The 23,542-nt window shown below is 60.1% G+C and carries 15 protein-coding genes; 13 read left to right on the top strand and 2 right to left on the bottom strand.

All coding sequences use genetic code 11. From position 1 onward, the window contains the following. Window positions 1–86: 86 nt before the first annotated feature. The 3 genes from F1379_RS03610 to F1379_RS03600 all read left to right on the top strand — a co-directional run bounded on the left by F1379_RS03610 (window position 87) and on the right by F1379_RS03600 (window position 3,265). A complete protein-coding gene (locus tag F1379_RS03610; RefSeq protein WP_203457024.1) occupies window positions 87–647 on the top strand; it encodes an ECF-type riboflavin transporter substrate-binding protein in 561 nt (186 codons plus the stop codon). Between the two features lie 87 nt (window positions 648–734). Then, window positions 735–2,441 carry an ABC transporter ATP-binding protein gene (locus tag F1379_RS03605; protein ID WP_150266405.1) on the top strand — a complete coding sequence of 569 codons (1,707 nt, stop codon included), beginning with the start codon at window positions 735–737 and terminating at the stop codon, window positions 2,439–2,441. Continuing rightward, a complete protein-coding gene (locus tag F1379_RS03600; protein WP_150266403.1) occupies window positions 2,438–3,265 on the top strand; it encodes an energy-coupling factor transporter transmembrane component T family protein in 828 nt (275 codons plus the stop codon). The genes F1379_RS03605 and F1379_RS03600 overlap by 4 nt, the downstream gene beginning before the upstream one ends. An 85-nt stretch (window positions 3,266–3,350) precedes the next feature. On the opposite strand, the gene F1379_RS03595 is transcribed toward F1379_RS03600, so the two are convergent. Next, the gene (locus F1379_RS03595) at window positions 3,351–4,340 is read right to left on the bottom strand and encodes a Na/Pi cotransporter family protein (RefSeq protein ID WP_150266401.1); all 990 of its coding nucleotides are present in this window, start codon (window positions 4,338–4,340) and stop codon (window positions 3,351–3,353) included. A gap of 129 nt (window positions 4,341–4,469) precedes the next feature. Here F1379_RS03595 and F1379_RS03590 point away from each other — a divergent pair, with 129 nt between their 5' ends. The 5 genes from F1379_RS03590 (at window position 4,470) to F1379_RS03570 (ending at window position 18,684) form a co-directional block, all read left to right on the top strand. Beyond that, window positions 4,470–5,867, top strand: a complete 1,398-nt coding sequence (locus F1379_RS03590; RefSeq protein WP_150266399.1) for a class I SAM-dependent rRNA methyltransferase — start codon at window positions 4,470–4,472, stop codon at window positions 5,865–5,867. Between the two features lie 539 nt (window positions 5,868–6,406). Further along, window positions 6,407–9,928 (top strand): helicase-exonuclease AddAB subunit AddB, encoded by a 3,522-nt coding sequence (addB, locus tag F1379_RS03585; protein ID WP_150266397.1) that lies wholly within the window; start codon window positions 6,407–6,409, stop codon window positions 9,926–9,928. Beyond that, window positions 9,925–14,022, top strand: a complete 4,098-nt coding sequence (locus tag F1379_RS03580; RefSeq protein WP_150266395.1) for a UvrD-helicase domain-containing protein — start codon at window positions 9,925–9,927, stop codon at window positions 14,020–14,022. Before addB ends, F1379_RS03580 begins: the two co-directional genes overlap by 4 nt. A 58-nt stretch (window positions 14,023–14,080) precedes the next feature. Then, entirely contained in the window at window positions 14,081–15,271 is a 1,191-nt protein-coding gene (locus tag F1379_RS03575) for an exonuclease SbcCD subunit D (RefSeq protein WP_150266392.1), read from the top strand. Beyond that, window positions 15,268–18,684, top strand: a complete 3,417-nt coding sequence (locus F1379_RS03570; protein WP_150266390.1) for an AAA family ATPase — start codon at window positions 15,268–15,270, stop codon at window positions 18,682–18,684. Before F1379_RS03575 ends, F1379_RS03570 begins: the two co-directional genes overlap by 4 nt. Window positions 18,685–18,968: 284 nt before the next feature. Here F1379_RS03570 and F1379_RS03565 read toward each other — a convergent pair whose 3' ends face one another. Then, window positions 18,969–19,541 (bottom strand): RNA-binding protein, encoded by a 573-nt coding sequence (locus F1379_RS03565; protein WP_150266389.1) that lies wholly within the window; start codon window positions 19,539–19,541, stop codon window positions 18,969–18,971. 293 nt (window positions 19,542–19,834) lie between these two features. Between F1379_RS03565 and F1379_RS03560 the strand changes: the two genes are divergently transcribed. The 5 genes from F1379_RS03560 (at window position 19,835) to floA (ending at window position 23,536) form a co-directional block, all read left to right on the top strand. Next, window positions 19,835–20,194: a histidine triad nucleotide-binding protein gene (locus F1379_RS03560; protein ID WP_150266387.1), complete on the top strand. Its 360-nt coding sequence runs from the start codon at window positions 19,835–19,837 to the stop codon at window positions 20,192–20,194. Between the two features lie 138 nt (window positions 20,195–20,332). Further along, window positions 20,333–20,506 (top strand): 30S ribosomal protein S21, encoded by a 174-nt coding sequence (rpsU, locus tag F1379_RS03555; protein WP_005547957.1) that lies wholly within the window; start codon window positions 20,333–20,335, stop codon window positions 20,504–20,506. A 15-nt stretch (window positions 20,507–20,521) separates the two neighbouring features. Beyond that, window positions 20,522–20,965, top strand: coding sequence for a GatB/YqeY domain-containing protein (locus F1379_RS03550; RefSeq protein ID WP_150266384.1), 444 nt, complete (start codon window positions 20,522–20,524; stop codon window positions 20,963–20,965). A gap of 153 nt (window positions 20,966–21,118) precedes the next feature. Next, window positions 21,119–22,483 (top strand): NfeD family protein, encoded by a 1,365-nt coding sequence (locus F1379_RS03545; protein WP_150266694.1) that lies wholly within the window; start codon window positions 21,119–21,121, stop codon window positions 22,481–22,483. 51 nt (window positions 22,484–22,534) lie between these two features. Further along, window positions 22,535–23,536 (top strand): flotillin-like protein FloA, encoded by a 1,002-nt coding sequence (floA, locus tag F1379_RS03540; protein ID WP_150266382.1) that lies wholly within the window; start codon window positions 22,535–22,537, stop codon window positions 23,534–23,536. The last annotated feature ends 6 nt before the right edge of the window (window positions 23,537–23,542 follow it).

Raw genomic sequence — 23,542 nt, 5'->3', positions numbered from 1 at the left:
TATAATAGCCGAAAAATACATCCGGGCAATCATCCAGAGCGTGGTTACATAGGTTCAAACCATACCATATTAGGGAGATGAGGCTGATGGCAAGGCGGAACGGATTGTCGATCATAACGATTGTAGCGATTGGTATCGGGTCGGCGTTGTTTGTGATTTTGGGAAGATTCGGTTCGATTCCTTCCGGGATTCCCAACACCAGCATTGAAACGACGTATGCGCTGCTCGCTTTGTTCTCGTTGCTGTACGGGCCGGTTGCGGGGCTCTTGATCGGACTGATCGGCCATACGCTTAAGGACGCTTTCTTTTACGGTTCACCTTGGTTCAGTTGGGTGATCTCCTCCGGTCTGGTCGGGCTTATCATCGGTCTGGCGGCTTCGCGGATTTCCATTGCGGATGGTAACTTCGGGCGCAAAGAGATCATTACCTTCAATGTGGCCCAGGTGGCCGCCAACGCCATCGCCTGGTTCGCCGTGGCCCCGGTGCTCGATATTCTGATCTATGCGGAGCCGGCGGACAAAGTATTTACACAAGGACTCGTTGCCGGAGCGGCGAATATGGTGACTGTGGGTGTGATCGGAACGTTGCTGGCCGCGGCCTTTGCGAAGACCCGTACAAAGCAGGGGAGCCTGCGCAAGCTGAATTAGCGGTAGAAGCCAGCAGCAAGACCGGTGAATTTCACCGGTCTTTTTCATTGAAGCTGTTCTGGAAATCGAGGAAGGGGATGTGCAGGCATGAGCCCAAATATTATTGAGTTCGAGCATTTCTCGTTTACATACCGCAGCCAGCAGGAGCCCACGCTCCGGGATATTACGCTCAGTATTGCCGCCGGGGAGAAGGTACTGATTGCCGGTCCATCCGGTTCCGGAAAAAGCACGCTGGCCCATTGTCTGAACGGGCTGATTCCATTTGTACATGAAGGAGCGTCAGACGGGCGCTTGACCGTCAAGGGACGGAATCCGCGTGAGCTATCCATTGCCGCCGTCTCCGAGATGGTCGGAACGGTGCTGCAGGACCCTGACGGGCAGTTTGTCGGGCTGACCGTCGGCGAGGACATTGCCTTCGGCCTGGAGAACCGGGAGGTGCCCCTTGCCGAAATGAACCGGCGGGTCACCGCCGCAGCAGCGGCCGTCGGCATCGAGGAGCTGCTGGGAGCTTCCCCGCAGGAGCTCTCGGGCGGACAAAAGCAGAAGACAATGCTGGCCGGAGTGCTGGCCCTGAATACGGATATTTTGCTGTTTGACGAGCCCCTGGCCAGTCTTGATCCGGCGTCCGGCGCCCAGGTTATTGAATGGATAGACCGGATCGCACAGGAGACCGGCAAGACGGTTATCCTCGTGGAGCACCGGCTGGAGGAGGTACTCCACCGTCCGGTGGACCGCATCATTGTTATGGAGGATGGCAGAATTGTGGCGGACTTTTCTCCTGCGCAGCTGCTAGCCTCGGAAGTACTGGCAGGTGCTGGTCTCCGTGAACCGCTTTATCTGTCGGCGCTGAAATATGCAGGCTGCACAATTACCGAGGAGATGCAGCCGCAGCATCCGGATAAGCTGCAACTTGGGGAGAAGCAGCTCACCGGGCTGCGGGAGTGGCAGGCCAGCCGGGCGGGCAGCCGGAGTTGTCCAGCCTATCCGCCGCTGCTGGAGCTGCAGGAGATCACTTTCGGTTACGGCAAGGAAGGACCGGTGCTGCAGCAAGTGTCCTTCACTGCGGGCAGGGGAGAAATGCTCTGCATCGCCGGCCGCAACGGGGCCGGCAAATCGACGCTGTCCCGGCTCATCTGCGGCCTGTACAAGCCGGACTCCGGCCGTATCCTTCTGAACGGGCGGGATATCGGCAGGGATTCGATCAGGGAACGGGCGCAGCATATCGGCTATGTCATGCAGAATCCTAACCATATGCTCTCGAAGCATCTGCTGCATGACGAAATTGCTCTGGGGCTGCGGCTTCGGGGGTTCGGGGAGGAGGAGATCCGGGAGCGGGTGCGGAAGACACTGCAGATTTGCGGTCTGCTGCCGTTCCGCGAATGGCCGGTGTCCGCGCTCAGCTACGGGCAGAAGAAGCGGGTCACTATCGCTTCGATTCTGGTGCTTGAGCCGGAGATTCTCATTCTCGACGAACCGACAGCCGGACAGGATTACGGCTCTTATCATGAGATGATGGAATTCCTGCTGGAGCTGCAGCAGCGCAGGATTACGGTCATCATCATCACGCATGACATGCATCTGATGCTGGAATATGCGCAGCGGACGGTGGTGCTGTCCGGGGGAAGGAAGCTGGCCGACGGCAGACCTGAGCACGTGCTTGCGGACAAGCAGATTGCGGACAGCGCCAACCTGCGGGAAACCTCGCTCTATTCCCTGGCGCGGCGGGCAGGCTTTACTGAGCCGGAGGAGTTTGTGCGCCGGTATATCGACGATGACAGGAGGCGGCGTCCATGAGGGCAAGAATGCTGACGTTCACCAGGCAGGATTCGCCGGTCCACCGCTTGAACGGAGCCGCCAAGCTGATTATTTTTATCCTCTGGTCAGTCTCGGCGATGATTACATACGATACCAGATGTCTGCTGGCCATGCTGCTGCTGTCGCTTGCCGCCTTCCGGATGTCCAGGGTGAAGTTCGGCGATTATGCTGTTGTGCTCTATGTAATCCTGCTCTTCCTGGTGCTGAACCAGATGGCTATCTTCGTGTTCTCACCGCTGGAAGGAACACGAATATACGGCACACGGCATGAGCTTGTCCATTTGGCAGGACGTTACACGGTGACGGCGGAGCAACTATTCTATCAGCTGAATGTCGCATTGAAATATGCTGTCGTCATTCCGCTGGCCATCCTGTTCCTGCTCACGACGGACCCGGGAGAATTCGCCGCTTCGCTGAACCGGATCGGGGTTAACTACAAGATTGCCTATGCCGTCTCGCTGGCTCTGCGCTATATCCCCGATATCCAGCGCGACTATGAGCAGATTTCCTTCTCGGCCCAGGCGCGGGGAATTGACATCTCCCGCAGGGAGAAGCTGCCTAAACGGATAAAGAACATGATCTCCATCCTGACGCCGCTGATTCTCAGCAGCATTGAGCGGATCGAACGGATCAGCGCCGCTATGGAGCTGCGCGGCTTTGGGACCGGCCGCAGACGTACCTGGTTCCGGTCAAAGCCGTTCACCTTCGGCGATTGGGTCGCTGTCGGCTCCGTATGTGCCATCGTCGCCGTTTCTGCCGTTATTACCTTTTATGACGGATCGCGGTTTTATTCGATTTTTTGAATACGGGAAATATTAGTTTTAGCGTGCGGTTTGAAGTATAATAAGACAGCGATTAGAGGGGCCGGTGCATGCTGCCCGCCGGAATTCAGCTCTGCCAGCGCTGTTCTAGCCTGGACCAGAGCGGCAGATAGCACAGCGGCAGGGCAAGCAGCGAGCAGACCACATTAAAGATGGTCTGGGCATGCGCCAGCTGGGAGGCAGAGCCCCCGCCGAAGGCGGCAGCCAGATCGGCGAGCTGAGCAGTGAAGGGCAGGAACAGCAGGGCACCGCCGACATTGAGTATCACATGGGAGAGTGCGACGAACATGCCGGAGGCCGATCCGCCTACGGCGGAGATGACGGCAGTGAAGCAGGTGCCGATGTTGGCGCCGAGCACGATGGCGATGCCGATCTCGGGCGGCATCACGCCGGAGGCGGCCAGCCCCATCGCCATGCCGATCACCGCCGCGCTGCTGTGCAGGAGCGCGGTCAGGCAGGCCCCGGCGGCCAGCCCCCACAGTGCGCTGGTGGCGGCATGCGCCATGAACCAGCGGAACAGGCCGCTGGCCTCCAGCGCGGGGCCGATGGACTGCATGACCGCGATGCCCCACAGGACCAGCGCGAAGCCGGCGAGCGCCAGGCTGGTGAACTGGAGCGGTTCAGCGGCGCGGCGCAAAGCTCTGCCGGCGGGACGGAAGCCGGGCAGCAATTCGCCGAGCATGACCCCGGCGGCCCACAGGGTAAGGGAGCCGGCCAGCAGCGGCCCGGCCATTCCGCTGATGTTCAGCCCGATCAGCTCGGTGGTCAGGCAGGTGCCGATATTGCTGCCAAGGATAATGCCGAGCGTGCGGGAATAGGTCAGGAGCCCGGCATTGACCATTCCGATGGTCAGCACCGTTACGGCAGTGCTGCTCTGCAGCAATGCCGACAGCAGGGCGCTGACGGTCATGCCTTTGAGCGGGGTGGACGTCGCCTTGTCCATGGCGTGCGCCAGCAGCGGTCCGGCCAGCCTGGACAGGGCGGTCTCCATCAGCTTCATCCCGGCAAGAAAGATCACCAGGCCATATATGACGGGAAACAGGACATCTCGGATCATAAGGGAGCTCCTTCCGGACAGGGTTGTACATCAATATATGAAGCCCGGATGGAGGACATGTATAATATCGCAACACAGAACCGGCCTTGAACAGAATCAGGCCGGCATCAGAACAGGGAGTTGAACGCATTGGTATCGGTAATATTGGAACGCAGCCGCAAGAAGCGGCTGGAGCAGGGACATCCGTGGGTATACGCCAGCGAAGTGGCTTCACTTGAGGGCGAGGCGCAGCCGGGCGGGCTGGTGGAGGTACGAAGCCACCAGGGCCGTTATCTGGGGACAGGCTATTATAATCCTTCGTCGCAGATCCGGGTCAGAATGGTATCGGCGTCTCCCCTGACAGCCATGGATACGGCATTTTTTACAGAACGTCTGGCTAACTGCCTGCAGCACCGGGAGCGCTTCCTGCCGGGGGCGGATGCTTACCGGCTTGTATACGGGGAAGCAGACTTTCTGCCAGGGCTGATCGTTGACCGGTTTGCGGATGTGCTGGTCGTGCAGATTCTGACGCTGGGCATGGACCTGTGCCGCGCCGAAATCGTTGAGGTGCTGACGGCTGTCCTGCAGCCGCGCGGCATTTACGAGCGCAGCGATGTAGCCGTACGCGAGCTGGAAGGGCTGGAGCTGCGGACCGGCGTGCTGTACGGCGAAGTTCCGCGCCATGTGACGGTTGAAGAGAACGGGCTCAAGGTGATCGTTGATATTGAAGAGGGGCAGAAGACCGGCTACTTCTTCGATCAGCGTGAGAACCGGGCCGCCATCGAACCGCTGATCAAGGGCTGGGGGGCGCGCAGCGGTATTACCCTTCAGGAAATCACCGCCGAAGACGGAACGGTGCTCAAGGCTCCGGTGAACAAGAGCGGCAAGCAGGTAAGCTTCCCGTACTGGGATGGAGCCACAGTGCTGGAATGCTTCGCCCATACCGGCAGCTTTACGCTGCATGCCTGCAAATACGGGGCGAAGAAGGTAACCTGCCTCGACGTGTCGGCGCATGCCATCGAAAGTGCCAAGGCCAATGTGGAGCTGAACGGATTTAGCGACCGCGTTGAGTTTGTGGTGGATGACGCCTTCGCGTACCTGCGCAACCAGGTCAAGGGGCTGGAGGAGCGCACGGAGCGGGCGACGGGCGATGGAGCCCAGACCGGCGGCAAACCGGCGGCCAAAGCCGATACCTCGAAGCCGATGACGGCTGGCGGCGGACGCACCTGGGATGTCGTCATCCTTGACCCTCCGGCTTTTGCCAAGACCAAGAGCGCCGTGGCCGGTGCATGCCGGGGCTACAAGGATATCAATCTGCACGGCATGAAGCTGGTCAACGAGGGCGGCTATCTCGTCACCGCAAGCTGCTCGTACCATATGCAGCCGCAGCTGTTCCTGGATACGATCCAGGAAGCGGCCAAGGATGCAGGCAAGGTGCTGCGGCTGATTGAGTGGCGTGCCGCCGGCAAGGATCATCCGCAAATTCTCGGCGTGGATGAAGGACACTATTTGAAATTTGCGATCTTTGAAGTGCGCAGCAAAAAGTAAACTGCCGGAAACGGCAGTATGTACTAACGCCGCGTACGGAATAACGCTGCGGCTGGAGAGACCTGGAACTATGCGGGAGCATGGTTTCCGGGCCTTTTTGCGTTAGGGGATACATTTATATTCCTGATCGCTGACCACGCTCAATGCTGTATGGATGTTTCTGGCTTGATTCCCCGGTTGCCGTTCGATATTCTGCGGCACCTATACTGCGGCTGCGGATGAACGCCCGGACCGGAGATAAAGACTGCCGCTGACAGGGGCTGTGGAGAAATATATGATTTTGTGCAGATATGCTGAGGCAGGGTGTTGAAATTTTGTGCAGATAAGCTGAGGCAGGGTGTTGAAATTTTGTGCAGATATGCTGAGGCAGGGTGTTGAAATCTAGCTTGACAGATTTCAGAGACTTGCAAACATTGGCAAACGTATGTTCCCGCTGGTAGAGTTGTGTTATAATGTTGGGACGAGTATTGTGGCTGCGAACGCTCCTTGTTTTGGGTCCGGGAGCTGACTTTGAAGGCCACGGAAGGAGTCTTTCGGCGATGACGGTACACTTTATGCTTGGCCGCTCGGGCAGCGGCAAGACCACGAAGATACGGGAGGCAATCTCTGCGGAGCTCCGGAAGGAGCCGCTGGGAGCGCCGATTATTCTGCTTGTTCCGGAGCAGGGGTCGTTCGGTGCGGAGCGCGGTCTGCTGGAGACCGGCGGAGTCAAGGGCAGCCTGCGGGCGCAGACCCTGAGCTTCTCGCGGCTGGCTTACCGGGTAAAGCAGGAGACCGGAGGCAGCAGCAGTCTGCCAATCAGCGAGGAAGGCAAGAAGATGCTGCTCTACAAGATTATCCGGCGGCGCAAGGATGAGCTGAAGCTGTTCGGCGCCTCCAGCGACCGGCCGGGCTTTGTCGAGCGGCTTAGCGACCTGCATACAGAACTGAAGCGCTGCTGCTTCGGTGCTTCCGATCTCGAGGAGCAGCTCTCCCGGCTCGGCGATTCTGCCGGCGGCAGCCCGATTCTCAGCGGCAAGCTGGATGATCTGCGCATCGTGTTCGGTGAGCTGGAGCAGGAGATGTCACAGCTGTATATCGATGAAGAGGACCGGATGGCCGAGCTGGCGGGGAATCTGGCGGATTCCGCCTATGTGCGGGGAGCGGAAATCTGGGTGGACGGCTTCCATGGGTTTACGAACCAGGAATATACGGTGCTCCGTGGTCTGATGCTCCATGCATCCAAGATTACAGTAGCGCTGACGCTGGACCGGATCTATCCGGCGGGGGGGCAGCCGCATGAGCTGGAGCTGTTTCATCCTACCGCCGTCACTTATATCAAGCTGCGCGGGATGGCCGAAGAGCTGGGGCTTGACGTCTGGGACGAGCTGCTGAACCAGGCAGTGCCGCCAAGATTTGCAGACCGTCCTGCCCTTGCCCATCTGGAGCGCGGGTTCGCCCGGCGGGTCCGCTGGAGCGGGGAGACCGGGGCGGTTGAAGCGGCGATTGCTGTGAGCGCGGCGGTCTCGCGGCGTACGGAAGTCGAGAGCGCACTTGGCGAGATGATCCGGCTGGCGCGCGAAGAAGGGGCCAGATATGCTGAAATGGCTGTATTTATGCGCAATATTGCCGACTATGAATCGTTTATCGCGCCGCTATTCGAAGAATACAGCGTTCCGTTCTTTCTGGATCAGAAGGCTGAGGAGCTGCATCATCCGCTGGTGGAATTGATCCGTTCCGCGCTGGATGTGGTGCGCCGGCGCTGGCGCTACGAGGATGTGTTCCGCTGCGTGAAGACCGAGCTGCTGCTGCCCGGGGACAGCGGACTTGCCCGCGAGGATATGGATGCGCTGGAGAATTATGTGCTGGCCTGCGGCATCCAGGGCTACCGCTGGACCGACGGAAAGCCGTGGAGGGGCATTCCCAGCCTGTCGCTGGAGAGCACTCCGGCGGTAGACGGCGAGATGCTGGAGCGGATGGAACGCTGCCGGAACGCGATTACGGACGTGCTGCACCCTTTCGAGAAGCGGGTGAAGAAGAGCAAGACGGCGCTTGATTTGTGTTCGGCGGTGTACATGCTGCTGCAGGAGAGCGGCGCCGCCCACAGGCTTGAACAGCTCAGCGCGGCCGCGCTTGAACTGGGTCAGCCGGTGCGGGCCCGGGAGCACACCCAGTTATGGGGAGCGGTGCTGAATCTGCTTGATCAGATTGCTGAAATGATGGGCCCGGAAAGCATGGACTTCGCCATGTTCGCCGGTGTGCTGGAGACGGGGCTGGCTGAACTTAAGATGGGCCTTGTGCCGCCGGCGCTTGACCAGGTGCTGGTAGGGACGATGGACCGTACCCGCGTATCCGGTATTAAATATGCCTTTCTCCTGGGCTTCAATGAAGGCGTGGTGCCCGCCCAGTTCAAGGAAGACGGCATTCTGACCGAAGGGGAGCGGCTGACGCTGGAGCATGCCGGGATGGAGCTTGGCCCAGGCTCTTCGCGCCGCCTGCTGGATGAACGTTTCCTGATCTACAACACGCTTACGGCGGCAAGCCGGAAGTTATGGATCAGCTATGCCACTGCAGACGAAGAGGGCAAAGCGCTGCTTCCTTCGGAGATTATCCGTCATCTGCTCGGGATGTATCCTGAAGGGCTGGCAGTACGTCCGGTTACCGGGTTCCCTTCGGCGGTGCTGCCGGGAGAAGAGGCAGCGGGAGAAGCGCAGCATCTCGGCTTTGTCGGAGGAGCGGAGCAGACGCTGCGGATGCTGATGCTGCAGCTGCGGCAATGGCGTCAAGGCGTAGAGATACCGGCCCTGTGGTGGGATGTCTATAACTGGTTTGCTCAGGATTATGAACAGAGCTCCCGATTGAAGCGGCAGCTTCAGTCGCTCTTTTACCGCAATGAAGGGAAGCCGCTGAAGCAGGAGACCAGCCTGCGTCTGTACGGGGGAACCACGCTGCGCGGAAGCGTGTCGCGGATGGAGAAATTCGTCTCCTGCGCGTTTTCGCATTTTGCTTCCTATGGCCTCAGACTGAAAGAACGCCAGCTGTACAAGCTGCAGGCGCCCGATATCGGCCAGCTGTTCCATGCCGCACTGAGCGACATGGCCAAGCGGCTGCAGGAGAAGGGCCGGGGCTGGGGCAGCATGACGGAGGAAGAGTGCCGCCGCGAAGCCGGGGAGACCGTGGAACGCCTGTCGCCGCTGCTGCAGGGCGAGATTCTGATGAGCAGCAAGCGGTACGGCTACATCAAACGCAAGCTGAAGAACATCGTCAGCCGGGCCACCGTCATTCTGGGCGAGCATGCCCGCCGGGGCAGCTTCGAGCCGGTGGGGCTGGAGCTGGACTTCGGTCCCGGACAGGACCTGCCGCCGCTGCGGATTACACTGCCGAACGGCTGTGTGATGGAGGTGGTCGGCCGGATTGACCGCGTGGATATGGCCGAGGGCGAGCAGGGGGTGCTGCTGCGGGTCATTGACTACAAATCCAGCCAGCAGGACCTTAAGCTGCATGAGGTGTACTACGGTCTGGCGCTGCAGATGCTGACCTATCTGGATGTGCTGCTGACTTATTCCGAGCAGTGGCTGGGCAAGCCGGCGCTTCCTGCGGGCACACTGTATTTTCATGTGCATGACCCGCTGCTCTCTTCGCCGAATGGCTTGAATCAGGAACAGGCCCGGCAGGAGCTGCTGAAGCGGTTCAAAATGAAGGGGCTGCTGACCGCCGATCCGGGCGTGGTCTCCTTGATGGATGCCGGATTGGAGAAGGGGCATTCCTCGATCGTACCGGTGGCACTGAAGAGCGACGGAAGCTTCTACAGCAGCGCTTCGGTAGCTACGCCCGAACAGTGGAGGCATCTGCTGTCTGCGGTCCGCAGCAACATCAGAGATATTGGAACACGAATCACCGAAGGCGATGTGGAGATCAAGCCGTACAAGCTTCAGCAGGAGACGGCCTGCACCTTCTGCGCCTACCGGCCGGTGTGCCAGTTCGACGAGAGCGTGGAAGGAAACGGGTTCAAGCAGCTGGACAAGCCGGGCAAAGAAGCCGTCTGGGATTTGTTATCCCGCAAAGGAGGAGAGAATCTGTGAGCAGGCAAACGAACATCGCACCGAAGCCGGAAGGAAGCCTGTGGAGCGACGATCAATGGCGCGCCATCGCCGAGGGCGGCGACGATATTCTGGTTGCGGCGGCGGCCGGTTCGGGCAAAACGGCGGTGCTGGTGGAACGTATCATCCGCCGGATCGCCGACCCGGAGAGCGGCTTCAGCGTGGAGCGGCTGCTGGTGGCCACCTTTACCAAAGCGGCGGCTGCCGAGATGCGCGAACGTATCCGTGAAGCGCTGGAGCGCAAGCTGGAAGAGGACGGGGCCGAAGAGAACGAGCATCTGCGCCGCCAGCTGGCGATGCTGGGCAGAGCTTCGATCACGACGCTGCACTCCTTCTGCCTGGACGTCATCCGGCGGTACTACCAGATGATCCCGCTTGATCCCGGCTTCCGGATTCTCAATGAACACGAAGCGGAGATGATGCGCCAGGAGCTGCTGGAGGAGCTGCTGGAGGAGAAGTATACAGAGCTTGGCGAGGACGGGGAAGACAGCGTATTCGTCACCTTTGCCGACTGGTTCAGCGGCGAACGCAGCGACGATGCCGTGCATGCGCTGATTCAGCGGCTGCATGATTTTGCACGCAGCCATCCGTGGCCGGAGCAGTGGCTGCGCGATACGGCGGCGGCTTTTGCGCTGAGCGATACAGAGGCGCTTGGGCGCACTTCCTGGGTGCAAAGCATACTGGAGGAAGCGAGGCTGACGCTCGACGGCGCTGTCAGTGAACTGCTGCAGGGACATGAACTAGCATTGCAGCCCGGAGGCCCAGCCCCTTACGCTGAGAACCTGGAAGCAGATCTGGAACAGGTGCGGGCTTTGCGGGAAGCGGTCGAGACCCGGCCGTGGGCGGAGCTTTATGATATTTTCGTGGAAATATCATTTACGAAGCTGAAGCCCTGCAAGAAGGACGCGACCGATCCCCGGCTGCAGGAGATGGTCAAGGAGCTGCGTGAACGCGTCAAGAAAAGTCTGCTGGAGCTGCAGAAATCATTGTTCGGCCGGCCGGCGGAGGCTTATCTGGCCGAGCTTGGCGAAGCGGCTCCGCTGATGGCTGAGCTGGCCGAGACGGTCATCGAATTCGGCGAGCGGTACCGGAAGGAGAAAGCGGGAAGGGCGCTGGTCGATTTCAGCGACCTGGAGCATTACTGCCTGCAGATTCTGCGCCATGAAGATTCCGCTCCGGGCCAGCCACTCCCGTCGGATGCGGCGCTGGAATACCGCAGCCAGTTCGACGAGGTGCTGCTCGATGAATACCAGGACACGAACAGTGTCCAGGAGGAAATTGTGCGGCTCATCTCCCGTGAGTCGCCGGGCAACCGGTTCATGGTCGGCGATATGAAGCAGAGTATCTACCGTTTCCGGCTCGCCGAGCCGGGACTGTTCCTGGACAAGTATAACAGCTTCGGAACGGGCAAAGTGGCCGGCGGGGATGATTCGGGTCACGGAAACGAAATTGGAAGTGCCCGGGGCGGCTCCGGCGGCATAGTCATTGATTTGGCGCGCAATTTCCGCAGCCGCCGCGAGGTGGTGGATGCGGTGAATATGATATTCCGCCAGGTGATGAACCGTACGGTGGCAGAGATCGGCTATGACCGGCGCGCCGAGCTGGTCTACGGGGCGCATTTCCCGGGGACGGCAGAAACGGCGGCGGACCCCTATTTCACGCCCGAGCTGCTGCTGATTGACCGGGGAGCTGCCGGGCGGTCCGGGGATGAAGAGGGCGATGGAGATTCACCTTCTCCGGAGAATGAGACGGCAGAGAGCGAAACGGCACAGCTGGAAGCGCGGGCGATTGCCCGGCGCATCTCGCAGATGACCGGACGAACCGGAACCGCGCCGCTGCTTATCTATGACAAGGCCCTTCGCCTGATGCGTCCTGTGGTTTACGGTGATATTGTCATTCTGCTGCGCTCCGCCCGTCTATGGACACCTCTTATGCTGGAGGAGCTGCGTCTGGAGGGCATCCCGGCGGCCGGCGATGTGAACAAGGGTTATTTCCAGGCGACTGAGGTTGAGATTGCGCTGTCGCTTCTGCAGGTCGTAGACAATCCCCGCCAGGATATTCCGCTGGCCGGGGTGCTGCGGTCACCTGTTGTCAGCTTGAGCGAAGAAGAGCTGGCACTGGTGCGTCTCTGCAGCAGGGGCGCTTTCTATGATGCGCTGCTGGCGGCTGCCGGCGAAGGACAGGAGGCTGGAGGAGCGGATACCGCTCCGGTGCAGTTAAGCCTGGACATCTTCGCAGGCCCGCCGTACGGCGCGGCAGACGCGGAGACGGCCGCTGCACAGACCGCTGCGGCAGCGGAAGCCTTCACGGATGGCGGTTACAGCGCCCCTGCGGATGCGGCGTCGCGCATCACCCCTGAGCTGAAGAAGAAGCTCCGGTATTTCCTGGGACAGCTGGAGGGCTGGAGAACGGCAGCCCGGCAGGGCAGCCTTGGTACGCTCATCTGGAGAATATACTCGGAAAGCGGGTATCTGGAATGGCTGGGCGGCCTTCCCGGCGGCTTTCAGCGGCAGAACAACCTGAAAGCCCTATATGACCGGGCAATACAGTTTGAACGCGACACCTCTGCGCGGGGCCTGTTCCGCTTCCTGCAGTTTATCTCGCGGGTACGGGAGAACGGGGGGGATCTCGGCGTGGCCGGCGGAAGCCCCGAGGAAGCCGGCGGCGTGCGGATTATGACGATCCACAAATCCAAAGGACTGGAGTTTCCCGTGGTCTTCCTTGCCGGCATGGCCAAGCCCTTTAACCGCGAAGACCTGCATTCCCCGTTCCTGATGCATAAGGAGCTGGGCTTCGGGCCGCGGTTTGTACAGCGCGAGACCCGGGTCACTTATCCGACACTCCCCTATCTGGCCATTAACCGGCGCTCGCGTCTGGAGCTGCTGGCAGAGGAGATGCGGGTGCTCTATGTCGGCTTGACCCGGCCCCGAGACAAAATGATTCTGGTCGGCACTGTGCGGGATTTAGCCCGCACTGCAGCAGGCTGGAGCAGCATGCAGAGCCGGGAGGAGCTGCTGCTGGAGGCTCCGCTGCTTGCCAGAGGCCGCAGCTATCTCGACTGGGTCGGTCCGGCGCTGATCCGGCATCCCGCAGCGGCAATCCTGCGCAAGCTGGCCGGTGAGGGCGGCGCCGTATCCGGCGCGCTGCACGGCGATCCGGCGAACTGGAGCATCGCTGTCTGGAATGCCGCCGAGCTGGGACCCGGGGCGTATGCTGCGGCCGGCGGAGCACAGGACGGCGAAGAACGGCAGCTGGCGCAGGAAGCGCTGCGCCGTGCCCGTCCGGTTCCGTTCCCTGGCACCTCCGCTGCCGGGGAGATCGCAGAGAGACTTGAATGGAGCTATAGCCATTCCGCAGCCTCCGTCATTCCGGCCAAGACATCCGTCACGGAGCTCAAAGGCATGCTCGCGCTGCAGGAGCAGCCTTCCTATGATTTGCTGGAAGAGAGAAGTGCTGCCGGACAGCCGGGAGCACGTGTGGAGCAGCTGCATCTGCAGCGGCCGAAATTTATGGAGAAACGGGGCCTGACCGGTGCGGAGCGCGGGACAGCCTATCATACGCTGATGCAGCATGTTCCTCTGGACAGCCCGGTTGATCTTGCGGTTGTGGAGGAAACGCTGGCCCGCCTGACCCGGGTAGCGATTCTCAGCGCGGAGCAGGCGGAGGCCATTGATCCTGCCCAGGCTGCGGCTTTCTACGACAGTGAACTGGGCGGACGTCTGCTGGCGGCCTCCTGGAAGCGCAGGGAGCAGCCCTTCAGCTACATGCTTCCGGCAAGCGAAGCCTATCTTGGACTTGAATTCCTTGATGAGTCTGCATCGGCTGCGGCCGGAGCGGACGGCGGCGTGCTGATTCAGGGAATTATCGACTGCCTGTTCCGCGAGAACGGCCGTCTGATTCTGCTGGACTACAAAACCGATGCCGTACTGGAGCATACGGGCGGCCTCGGGGTGCTCAAGGAGAAATACCGCTTTCAGCTGGAGCTGTATGTAAAAGCACTGCAGGATATTCTGGGTGAGCCTGTAGAAGAGATATGGCTGTACTTTTTTGACGGCGGACATGCCGTGCGACTATAAACTGCTACGCTACTATATTGATGAACACCGCATGGAGCGGCGGGGAAAAGAGGAAATTATGCGCATATTGCATACGGGTGACTGGCATCTGGGACGAACGCTGGAAGGACGGAGCCGGCAGAAGGAGCAGGAGCAGTTCGTAGATGAACTGGTGGATATTGCAGACAGGGAACAGGCTGACCTGATCCTGATGGCCGGAGATGTCTATGATTCGGTCAATCCGCCCGCGGCGGCGGAGCAGCTGTTCTACGAAGCTGCCGCGCGGCTGACGGCCGGAGGAAGACCCCTGGTGGTCATCTCCGGAAACCATGATCAGCCGGAGCGTGTGGCCTCCGTATCCCCGCTGGTCAAGAAATCCGGCATCACGCTGGTCGGGATGCCGACGCTTGAACCGGTAACGGTGGGGGCGGTACGGACCGGGGAGCTGGCGCATATTGCCGCGCTGCCGTATCCGTCGGAAGCGCGGCTTGGTGAGCTGCTGGCCGGGGATAGCGGCGAAGAGGAGCTGCGGCTGGCTTACAGCGCGCGGGTCGGCGGACTGATGAAGCGTCTCGGGAGGGAATTCTCGCCGCGTACGGTCAATCTGGCGATGAGCCACATCTATGTGCTCGGCGGCGTGGAATGTGATTCGGAGCGGCCGATTCAGATCGGCGGTGCTTATACGGTCGATCCGTCCGCCCTCTCCTGCGGCGCACAGTATACGGCACTGGGACATCTGCACCGTGCACAGCGGGTGAAAGGCGACCATCCCATCCGGTACAGCGGCTCGCCGCTCGCTTACAGCTTCTCGGAGGCGGGGCAGGCCAAATCGGTGACGATGCTTGATATCGCGCCGGGCGGCGCTCCGGAGATTTCGGAGATTTATTTGAGCTGCGGACGTCCGCTGGTCACCTGGAAGGTGGGTGGCGGCCTGGAAGAGGTGTACGCCTGGCTGGATGAAGGCCGGGACGCCCATGCATTTATTGATCTGGAGCTGCGGCTGACCGAAGCACTGTCGCTGCCGGACATTCAGCGTCTGCGCAAGGCGAGGGAAGGGATAGTGCATATCCGTCCGGTATATCCGCAAATGGAGGCTGAGCTGGAGGAGACTGCCCGCTCGCGGATGCCGGTGCAGGAGCTGTTCCGCAGGTTCTACCAGCGCCAGACCGGCGGCGCCGAGCCCGAGGACAGCCTGGTTGAGCTGTTCCTCGAGCTGGCACAGGATGAAGCGCGGACGCAGCCGGAAGAGGAAGAGGTGAAGCAGGGATGAAACCGATTCTGCTGAAGGTTGCCGGACTGCAGAGCTACCGGGAACAACAGGAAATTGACTTCACCAGCCTGACCGAGACGGGCCTGTTCGGTATTTTTGGCCCGACGGGCAGCGGTAAATCCAGTCTGCTGGATGCGATTACGCTGGCGATGTACGGCAAGGTGGAGCGCGCTGTAAACGGTACGCAGGGCATTATGAATCACTCGGAGGACCAGCTCAGTGTAGCTTTCACCTTCGAATTGGCCTCGGAGCGCGGTCCACGGCGCTTCCGGGTGGAGCGCCGGTTCAAGCGGACCGGGGAGCAGTCTGTCAGCAATACCATCAGCCGCTTCATCGAGGTGCTCCCGGACGGCGACCAGGTGCTCGCCGACAAGCTGGCCGATGTAACGCGCTGCGTAGAAGAGCATATCGGGCTGAAGATGGATGACTTCACCCGTGCGGTGGTTCTGCCGCAGGGTAAATTTGCCGAATTCCTGTCCCTGCGCGGTGTGGACCGGCGGCAGATGCTGCAGCGGCTCTTTCATCTGGAGCAGTACGGGGATCAGCTGGCCCAGAAGCTGTCGAAGCGCAGCAAGGAGAACGAGGCGGTGCTGCGGGCGCTGGAAGCGGAGCAGCAGGGGCTGGGCAGCGCCGGCAAGGAGGATGTCGACGCCGCCGCGCAGCGGCTTGAGGAAGCGGTCCGCCAGGCGGCGGAATGCCGCGCTGCACTGGAAGCGGCCGAGCAGCTTGCCGCGCGCTATGCCAAGATCCGCGAGCTGCAGGAGGAGCGCTCGCGCCATGAGGCGCAGCAGCGGGAGCTGCAGCGCCAGGAGGAGGGCATCGCGCTCCTGGAGCGGCGGCTGCTGCAGGCTGACGAAGCCGAGAAGCGCCTGCCGGCGCTCAAGGCCTGGCGGAGTGCCGAGGAGGCCTGGCAGGGCCGGCTGGCCCGCGCCGAGGCCCAGGAGACCTTAAGCGCCGCCGCCGAGCGGGAGGCGGAGCGTGCGGCCCGCGCCGAGGCGGAGGCCCAGGCGGCGCTGGCCGGGGAGGAGCCGGCCCTCCGGCAGGGGGCCGACATGTACCGGCGCGCGCTGGAGCTCGAAGGCGAGCTCAGGGCGCTGCAGCAGGAGCGCGCGGCGGCTGCGGCGCGCGCGGAGGAGACCTCCCGCGGGCTGGCGGCCAAGCGGGAGGCGCTGGTACGGGAGCGCGAGCTTTTGGCCAAGGGCCAAAAGCGCCAGCAGGAGCTGCAGCAGAGCCTGCAGCCGCTGGAGGTGCGCTCCCGGGAACGCACATCTCTGCAGGAAGCGATGCAGAGATTGCAGGGGCTGCGCGCCGCCGAAGCGCAGAGCGAGGCGGCGGAGCGCGAGCGCCAGGGCCGCGCGGCTACGCTCGCCGCGGCCCGGAGCAAGCTGGCCGCGGCCGAGGAGCGGCGGCTGGCGCTGGAGAATGCGCGCGGCGGGCAGCTCGCCGCCGCAGCCGTCCAGCGCGAGGCGCTGGCGGCTGCGGCCCGCGAGGCGGCCGGCGCCGCGCTTGCGCTGGAGGACCACGCCGCTGCGCTGGAAGCGGCGCGGAAGGAGCAGGAGGCGCACCGGCTCTCGCGGGTGCTGGCCCAAGGGCTGCAGGACGGTGCGGCTTGCCCGGTATGCGGCAGCCTGGAGCATCCCGCGCCTGCATTGCAGGACGAGGATGGCGGACAGGAGAGTCTGGAGGCCCGGCTGCGCGAGACCCGGATGCTGGAACGCCGTGCGGCGGAGACGCACCGCGACCTGCTCAGTCTGCTGGAGCAGGACAAGACGGCGCTGGAGCAGCTCTTCGGTGCGGACGGGGCCGGCGGCGTGGGACAATCGCCGGCTGCGGCGGCTGCGGAGCACCCTGAGGCGGCACCTGCAGTGACCGGCCCCGTGCCGGATACGGCTGCGCTCGGCCGGCTGGAGAACCGGCTTGCGGAGCTGAAGGACCGCTCCGGCGAGCTGCGCCGCGCCGCCGCCGACTGGCAGCGCGCCTTGCAGGAGCAGGCGCAGGTCTGCCATAAGGAAGCTGCGGCTGCGGAGGCGGAGGCCTCGTGGCTGAACGGGCTAAATGTGAAGGTGGAGGAGCAGGCTGCCGCGCTGCAGGCGCAGCGCAGCGAATGGACCCGGCTGTTCCCCGGGCTGGCACCGGAAGAGGTGGAGGCGGCCTTCCGGGAGATGCAGCGGAAGGATGAGCAGGCGGAGGATATCCGCGGGCGGCTGAACATCAGCGTGAAATTCCTCGACGAGAAGAATGCAGCCGTACAGTCGCTGCAAGAGGAGACTGTGGCGCTGGACAAGGAATTGGCCCAGTGGAGTGCGCAGCTGGAAGGCAAAGAAGCGCTGGCGCGCGAGAAAGAGCAGCGCCTGCTGCAATGGACCGGCGGCAAGCCGGCAGCCGGCCTGCTGGAGGAATGCGAGCGGCGGCTGCAGATGCTGCAGCAGGCGCTGGAGCTCGCTAAGGAAAGCCACCGGAAGGCGGCGGAAGCGGCGCAGCGGGAGAGTAAGGAAGCGGCAATCCTTCGTCAGGCGGCGGAATCCGCGCAGGAGCATGCGAAGGAGGCGGCGGCAAGCTGGGAGGAGAGCCTGAGCGTTTCGCCGTTCGCAACAGCTGCAGAGGTTGAAGGTGCAGCGCTGGGGACGGAGGAGCGCCGTACAGCGGATGAGCGGGTGCGCGCACACCGGAGCGGTGAGGCTGAGGTGACGGCTCAGCTGCGCAGCATTGCGGAGAAGCTGGACGGCGCTTCGCTCAGCGAAGAGGAGTGGCAGGACAGCCGGGAGGCAGTCCGCAGCTGCAAGGAAGGCGATGAGAGCGCCCTGCAGAACAGAGCCAAGGCGGAACGCGACCTTGAGGATTTGCGGCAGCGCCATATCCGCTGGATGGAGCTGGAGGAGCAGAGGGCGGCGGTATCCGTAGTCCAGGAGCGGCTGATCAAGCTGCAGAGCGTGCTGCGCGGCAACGCCTTTGTGGAGTATATTGCAGAAGAGCAGCTGATGCAGGTCTGCCAGGCCGCCTCGCAGCGGCTGCGGTTCCTGAGCAAGCAGCGCTATGCCCTTGAGGTCGATTCCGGCGGCGGGTTCGTGATCCGCGACGACGGCAACGGCGGCGTCCGGCGGCCGGTCTCAACGCTGTCGGGCGGCGAGACCTTTCTGACCTCGCTGTCGCTGGCGCTGGCCTTATCGGCGCAGATACAATTACGCGGACAGTATCCGCTGCAATTCTTTTTCCTGGATGAAGGCTTCGGCACCCTGGATTCAGAGCTGCTGGATACGGTCATCACTTCGCTCGAGCGCTTGCACAGCGACCAGCTGTCGGTCGGCGTCATCAGCCATGTGCCTGAGCTGCGGGCGCGGCTGCCGCGCAAGCTGGTTGTCGTGCCGGCTTCGCCGGGAGGCAGCGGCTCACGCATTGTTTTGGAAAAAATGTGAAATTAGAGGGTTGGTGTGACAGTGATCACAGATACACCACCAACCCCCTGTTATAATACAGCTAAGCCGACATCATTTGAAACACCTCGGCGGACGTATGACAGGGAATTTTCTTCCGTATCATACGTCCGCCGCCGGATCAGCGTTATGCGCTGATAGGGTGTTTCTTTTTTTTTGTCTTTTTTTGTGTTCTGGCGGGATGGGGGTGTTACTTAGCCCCCATTCCGCCAGAGCTGTATCTGATACAGTAAGCGAATATATGAAGATTCCGGCAGGCCAGCGGATCAAAGCGTGGAGAATTGAATTTCGGCTACTGCCGTCCAGCCATTGGCGGCTGCAGTCCGAAAGAAAACCTCGATGGCGTAGATACCCTTTACTTCGAAGCTATTGGTATACTCAGCCGATTTGTACCAGAAGCTGCTGCCCTTCTCCTTGATCTGCCTGGAATCAAGCGTGACGGTTTTGCCGGCGGGATCGGTGAGTGTCATTTTTAGCTCGGAAATTTCTGTTTCCAGACTGTCGACCTGGACCAGCGCCGAGATCTTGTTGCTGACACCGCTTCGCACCTTGCCGAAGATTTGGCCTTCTCCGTCCATCAGCACCAGATTGACGTTGGGCTTAAAGATGCGGACCGACTTGCCGGAGTCATCTGTAGCGAGGATGAAATGCAGGTTGTCAGGCAGTTGTTCGGCAGGAAGATAGGCTTTGCCGCCGGTGATGATCCCGGACTGCTTCAGCAGCTTGTTGTTCAGATAGACGGCAAGCTCGGAATCGCCGGATGCGGCATACAGCACGGACCCGCCGGACAGGCTCAGCAGTAACAGCGTTAATACAGACAGCTTCGTCATTTTCTTCATCGTTTGGCCCCCTATAGCTTGTTTAATGCTGATTATACCGCAAATATGGTAAATAGTTGCAGAATAATCCATCTTGCGGCAAAATAAAAGGTGCTACAGTATACGCGTACAGGAATCCTCTTGGGCATGTTTGTGCGACTTTCACAATCCGGCGTTATCCTGTATGATTTAAAGACTAAGCTATCCGGTTTATCGCCTGTCCGGTCTGTGGCCGGAAGGGAAACGCCTGTTGGCTGCCGCAGCGTATGCGGCCTTGGATAAGCACATTCACCCATTTTTTTAGGAGGCCACCCATGGAAACTGTATTCAGTAAAATCATCGAAGGAACCATTCCTGCACGGAAAGTATTTGAGAATGAGCGGATTCTGGCATTTTATGATATTGAACCTGCCGCTCCCGTCCATGTGCTGATCATCCCGAAGAAGCCGATCCCGTCGATGAACGATGTGACTGCCGAGGATCTGCCCTTGATCGGAGAAATGCACGCGGTGGCACAGCAGATTGCCCGGGAGCTCGGTATCGCAGACACCGGCTACCGCCTGATCAACAACTGCGGACCGGACAGTGGACAGGCTGTTCCCCATTTGCATTATCACCTGCTCGGGGGCGGCAAACTGGGCGCTTTGGTCGGGAATTCGGCTTCTCACGCATAAACATAAATTTAAATTGATAATTCCTGCCAGAAAAAAGAATAACACGAAGGTTGACACCATATTTCGCTATGACCTATAATGAAGTTTGATGAACCGTGTTATGCTCTTGGACGGTCTGGTCGGAGGGAGGGAAAACTGGTGTCTGAAACGAAAGTTCGTAAAAACGAGACAATTGATGCTGCACTTCGTCGCTTTAAACGTTCCATCGCAAAAGATGGTGTCTTGGCTGAGGTGAAGAAACGCAAGCATTATGAGAAGCCAAGCGTTAAGCGCAAGAAGAAGTCTGAGGCTGCTCGTAAGAGAAAGTTTTAGGAGGATTACCCACGCATGAATCTTAGCGAACGATTGAACGAAGATATGAAGCAAGCGATGAAGAGTAAGGACAAGTTCACACTCTCCACCATTCGAATGGTTCGTTCTACGATAAAGTATCTTGAAATAGATTTGAAGAGAACATTAGACGACAGCGAAGTGCTTGATATCCTTAGTCGTGAAATCAAACAGCGCAAAGATGCCCTCCAAGAATTTGAGACAGCGGGTCGCGACGAGCTTGCCGCGAATACGAAGGCAGAAATCGAGATTATCAGCAAGTATCTTCCTGAGCAGCTTTCCGAAGAAGAAATTAAAGTAATTGTACAGCAGACCATCCAGGAAACCGGTGCTTCTTCGAAAAGTGATATGGGTAAGGTCATGAGCGCACTGATGCCCAAGGTCAAAGGTCGCGCCGATGGTAAACTCGTGAACCAAGCGGTTCAGCAATTTCTGCATTAATATGACGCTAACAACACCCCTTTTATAAGGGGTGTTTTTCATTTTCAGGGTAGTTTGAAGAAGACCGTTTTTTGAAACGGCATTCGGTCTGTAACGTACTAAAGAATGCGTACTGGGGGATATTGAAAGGAAGGGGGTTGCAAGTTGAATTCTATGCGAAAATGGATTTTAACCGGCGTTGCGGTCATGCTGCTGCTGATGCTCTTCGTGCCTTCAGTTCTGGCTGCGGCAGGTACAGAAAAGGAAGGTCCGGCTGGCGGAGCTGCCAAACAGGTACCGGTTTTTATTATTCCGGTCGACCAGGAGATTGAACGCGGTCTGCAGAGCTTTCTGGAGCGCGGGTTTGAAGAGGCTGCCAATTACGGTGCCGGGCTGATCGTGCTGGAGATTGATACACCGGGAGGACTTGTGAATACCGCAGAGCAAATCGGCACGCTGGTCAGGGAAAGTGATATTCCGACAGCCGCCTATATTAAAGGCGACGCCGCATCGGCCGGCAGCTATATCGCCCTCAATGCGGATACGATCATCATGAAGCCCGGCAGTATGATAGGCGCCGCTTCACTGGTCGACAGATATGGCAACAGTGTGGACGATGCGAAAATAATCTCGTACTGGAAGTCGAAAATGGTCGGAGCCGCAGAATTAAACGGCCGGGACCCTGACATTGCCGCCGGTATGATGGATAAGAGCCTTGTGCTGAATAAGCCGCAGCTTGGCGTGACTAAGGAGCAGGGTGAGATCATCGCCATGACCGGCGAGGAAGCGCTGAAGGCGGGTTATGCGGAGCATTTGGCCGACACGCCTGAGGAAGCTGTCGCCTGGCTCGGTTACTCCACCGATGATGTCTACCGCATTAAGCAGTCGGGAGCTGAGAAGCTGTCGCATTTTCTGACGAACCCGGTCGTCATGACCGTTCTGCTCTTTGTCGGCATTGCCGGGATCCTCATTGAGCTGCTGGTGCCGGGCTTTGGGGTGCCGGGCATTGTCGGGATTATTGCATTCGTGCTGTACTTCTTCGGCAATTACGTAGCGGGTTTTGCCGGGGCAGAAACGTGGCTGCTGTTCATTCTGGGGCTGGTGCTGCTGATTCTGGAGCTGTTTGTACCCAGCTTCGGTATTCTTGGCCTGCTCGGCTCGGTCAGTCTGGTGGCCGGGGTGGTCCGGGCGGCGTTCAGCTATACCCATGCCTTCTTCAGCCTGGGGATCGCTTGTGCCGCAGCGACAGTGGTCGTTGTCATCGTTGCCGTTGCTTTTAAAGAACGCGGCATCTGGAACCGGTTCATCCTGCAGGAGAATCTGACCAAGGAGCAGGGATTTGTGCCGACCGCGGAGAAATTGAATCTGGTCGGTGCCTTCGGCATCAGCCTGACTCCGCTGCGTCCTGCCGGTACGGCAGAGGTGGCCGGTGAACGGGTCGATGTGGTTACGGAAGGCGGATTCATTGACACCGGTGTGAACATTACGGTTGTAAAGGTTGAAGGAGGCCGCGTGGTTGTCAAGAAAGTCTGGGAATAGCGCGGCGGTATGCAGAGTCTTATCACTAATATCGGAGGTTGGGCAAACATTATGTTAGAAGCGTCTACGATAACGTTATTGCTGGTTGTGGTGCTGGTCATCATCGTGCTGAGTGTATTCTTCAGCTTCTTCCCGGTCATGCTCTGGGTATCCGCCTGGGCAGCCGGCGTAAAGATCAGCATTATTACTCTGGTGGCCATGCGGCTGCGGCGGGTCACGCCGAGCCGGATTGTCAATCCGCTGATCAAGGCGACCAAAGCCGGTCTTGGCGTCAACATCAACCAGCTTGAAAGTCATTACCTGGCCGGGGGCAACGTGGACCGCGTGGTCAACGCCCTGATTGCCGCCCAGCGTGCGGATATTCCGCTGGAATTCACCCGCGCTGCGGCAATTGATCTGGCAGGCCGCGATGTACTGCAGGCGGTGCAGATGAGCGTTAACCCGCGTGTCATTGAGACGCCGATTGTCGCCGCTGTGGCCAAGAACGGGATCGAAGTAAAGGTTAAAGCACGCGTGACCGTGCGCGCCAACATCGACCGCCTGGTCGGGGGCGCCGGCGAAGAGACGATTATCGCCCGTGTCGGGGAAGGCATTGTCACTACGGTCGGCTCCAGTAACTCCCATAAGGATGTATTGGAGAATCCGGATTCCATCTCGCGTACGGTATTGTCCAAGGGTCTGGATTCCGGCACCGCCTTCGAGATTCTCTCGATTGATATCGCCGATGTCGATGTAGGCAAGAACATCGGGGCTTATCTGCAGACCGAGCAGGCTGAAGCGGACAAACGGATTGCCCAGGCCAAGGCGGAGGAACGCCGGGCGATGGCGGTCGCCCATGAGCAGGAGATGAAGGCGCGCGTGGTCGAGATGAAGGCGCTCGTCGTGGAGGCCGAATCCCAGGTGCCGCAAGCGATGGCCGAGGCGCTGCGCTCCGGACAGCTTGGTGTGATGGACTATCTCAATCTGAAGAATATCGAGGCCGACACACAAATGCGCGGCTCGCTCGGCAAGCTGGGCGACGGGGAAGACCCGAACCGCCCAACCAATAAATAAGGGATG

This window comes from Paenibacillus tepidiphilus (assembly GCF_008635795.1).
GTDB classification, from domain to species: Bacteria; Bacillota; Bacilli; order Paenibacillales; family Paenibacillaceae; genus Paenibacillus_AQ; species Paenibacillus_AQ tepidiphilus.
The sequence above is the reverse complement of the archived record's forward strand: the minus strand, read 5'-3'. Positions and strand labels throughout refer to the sequence as shown.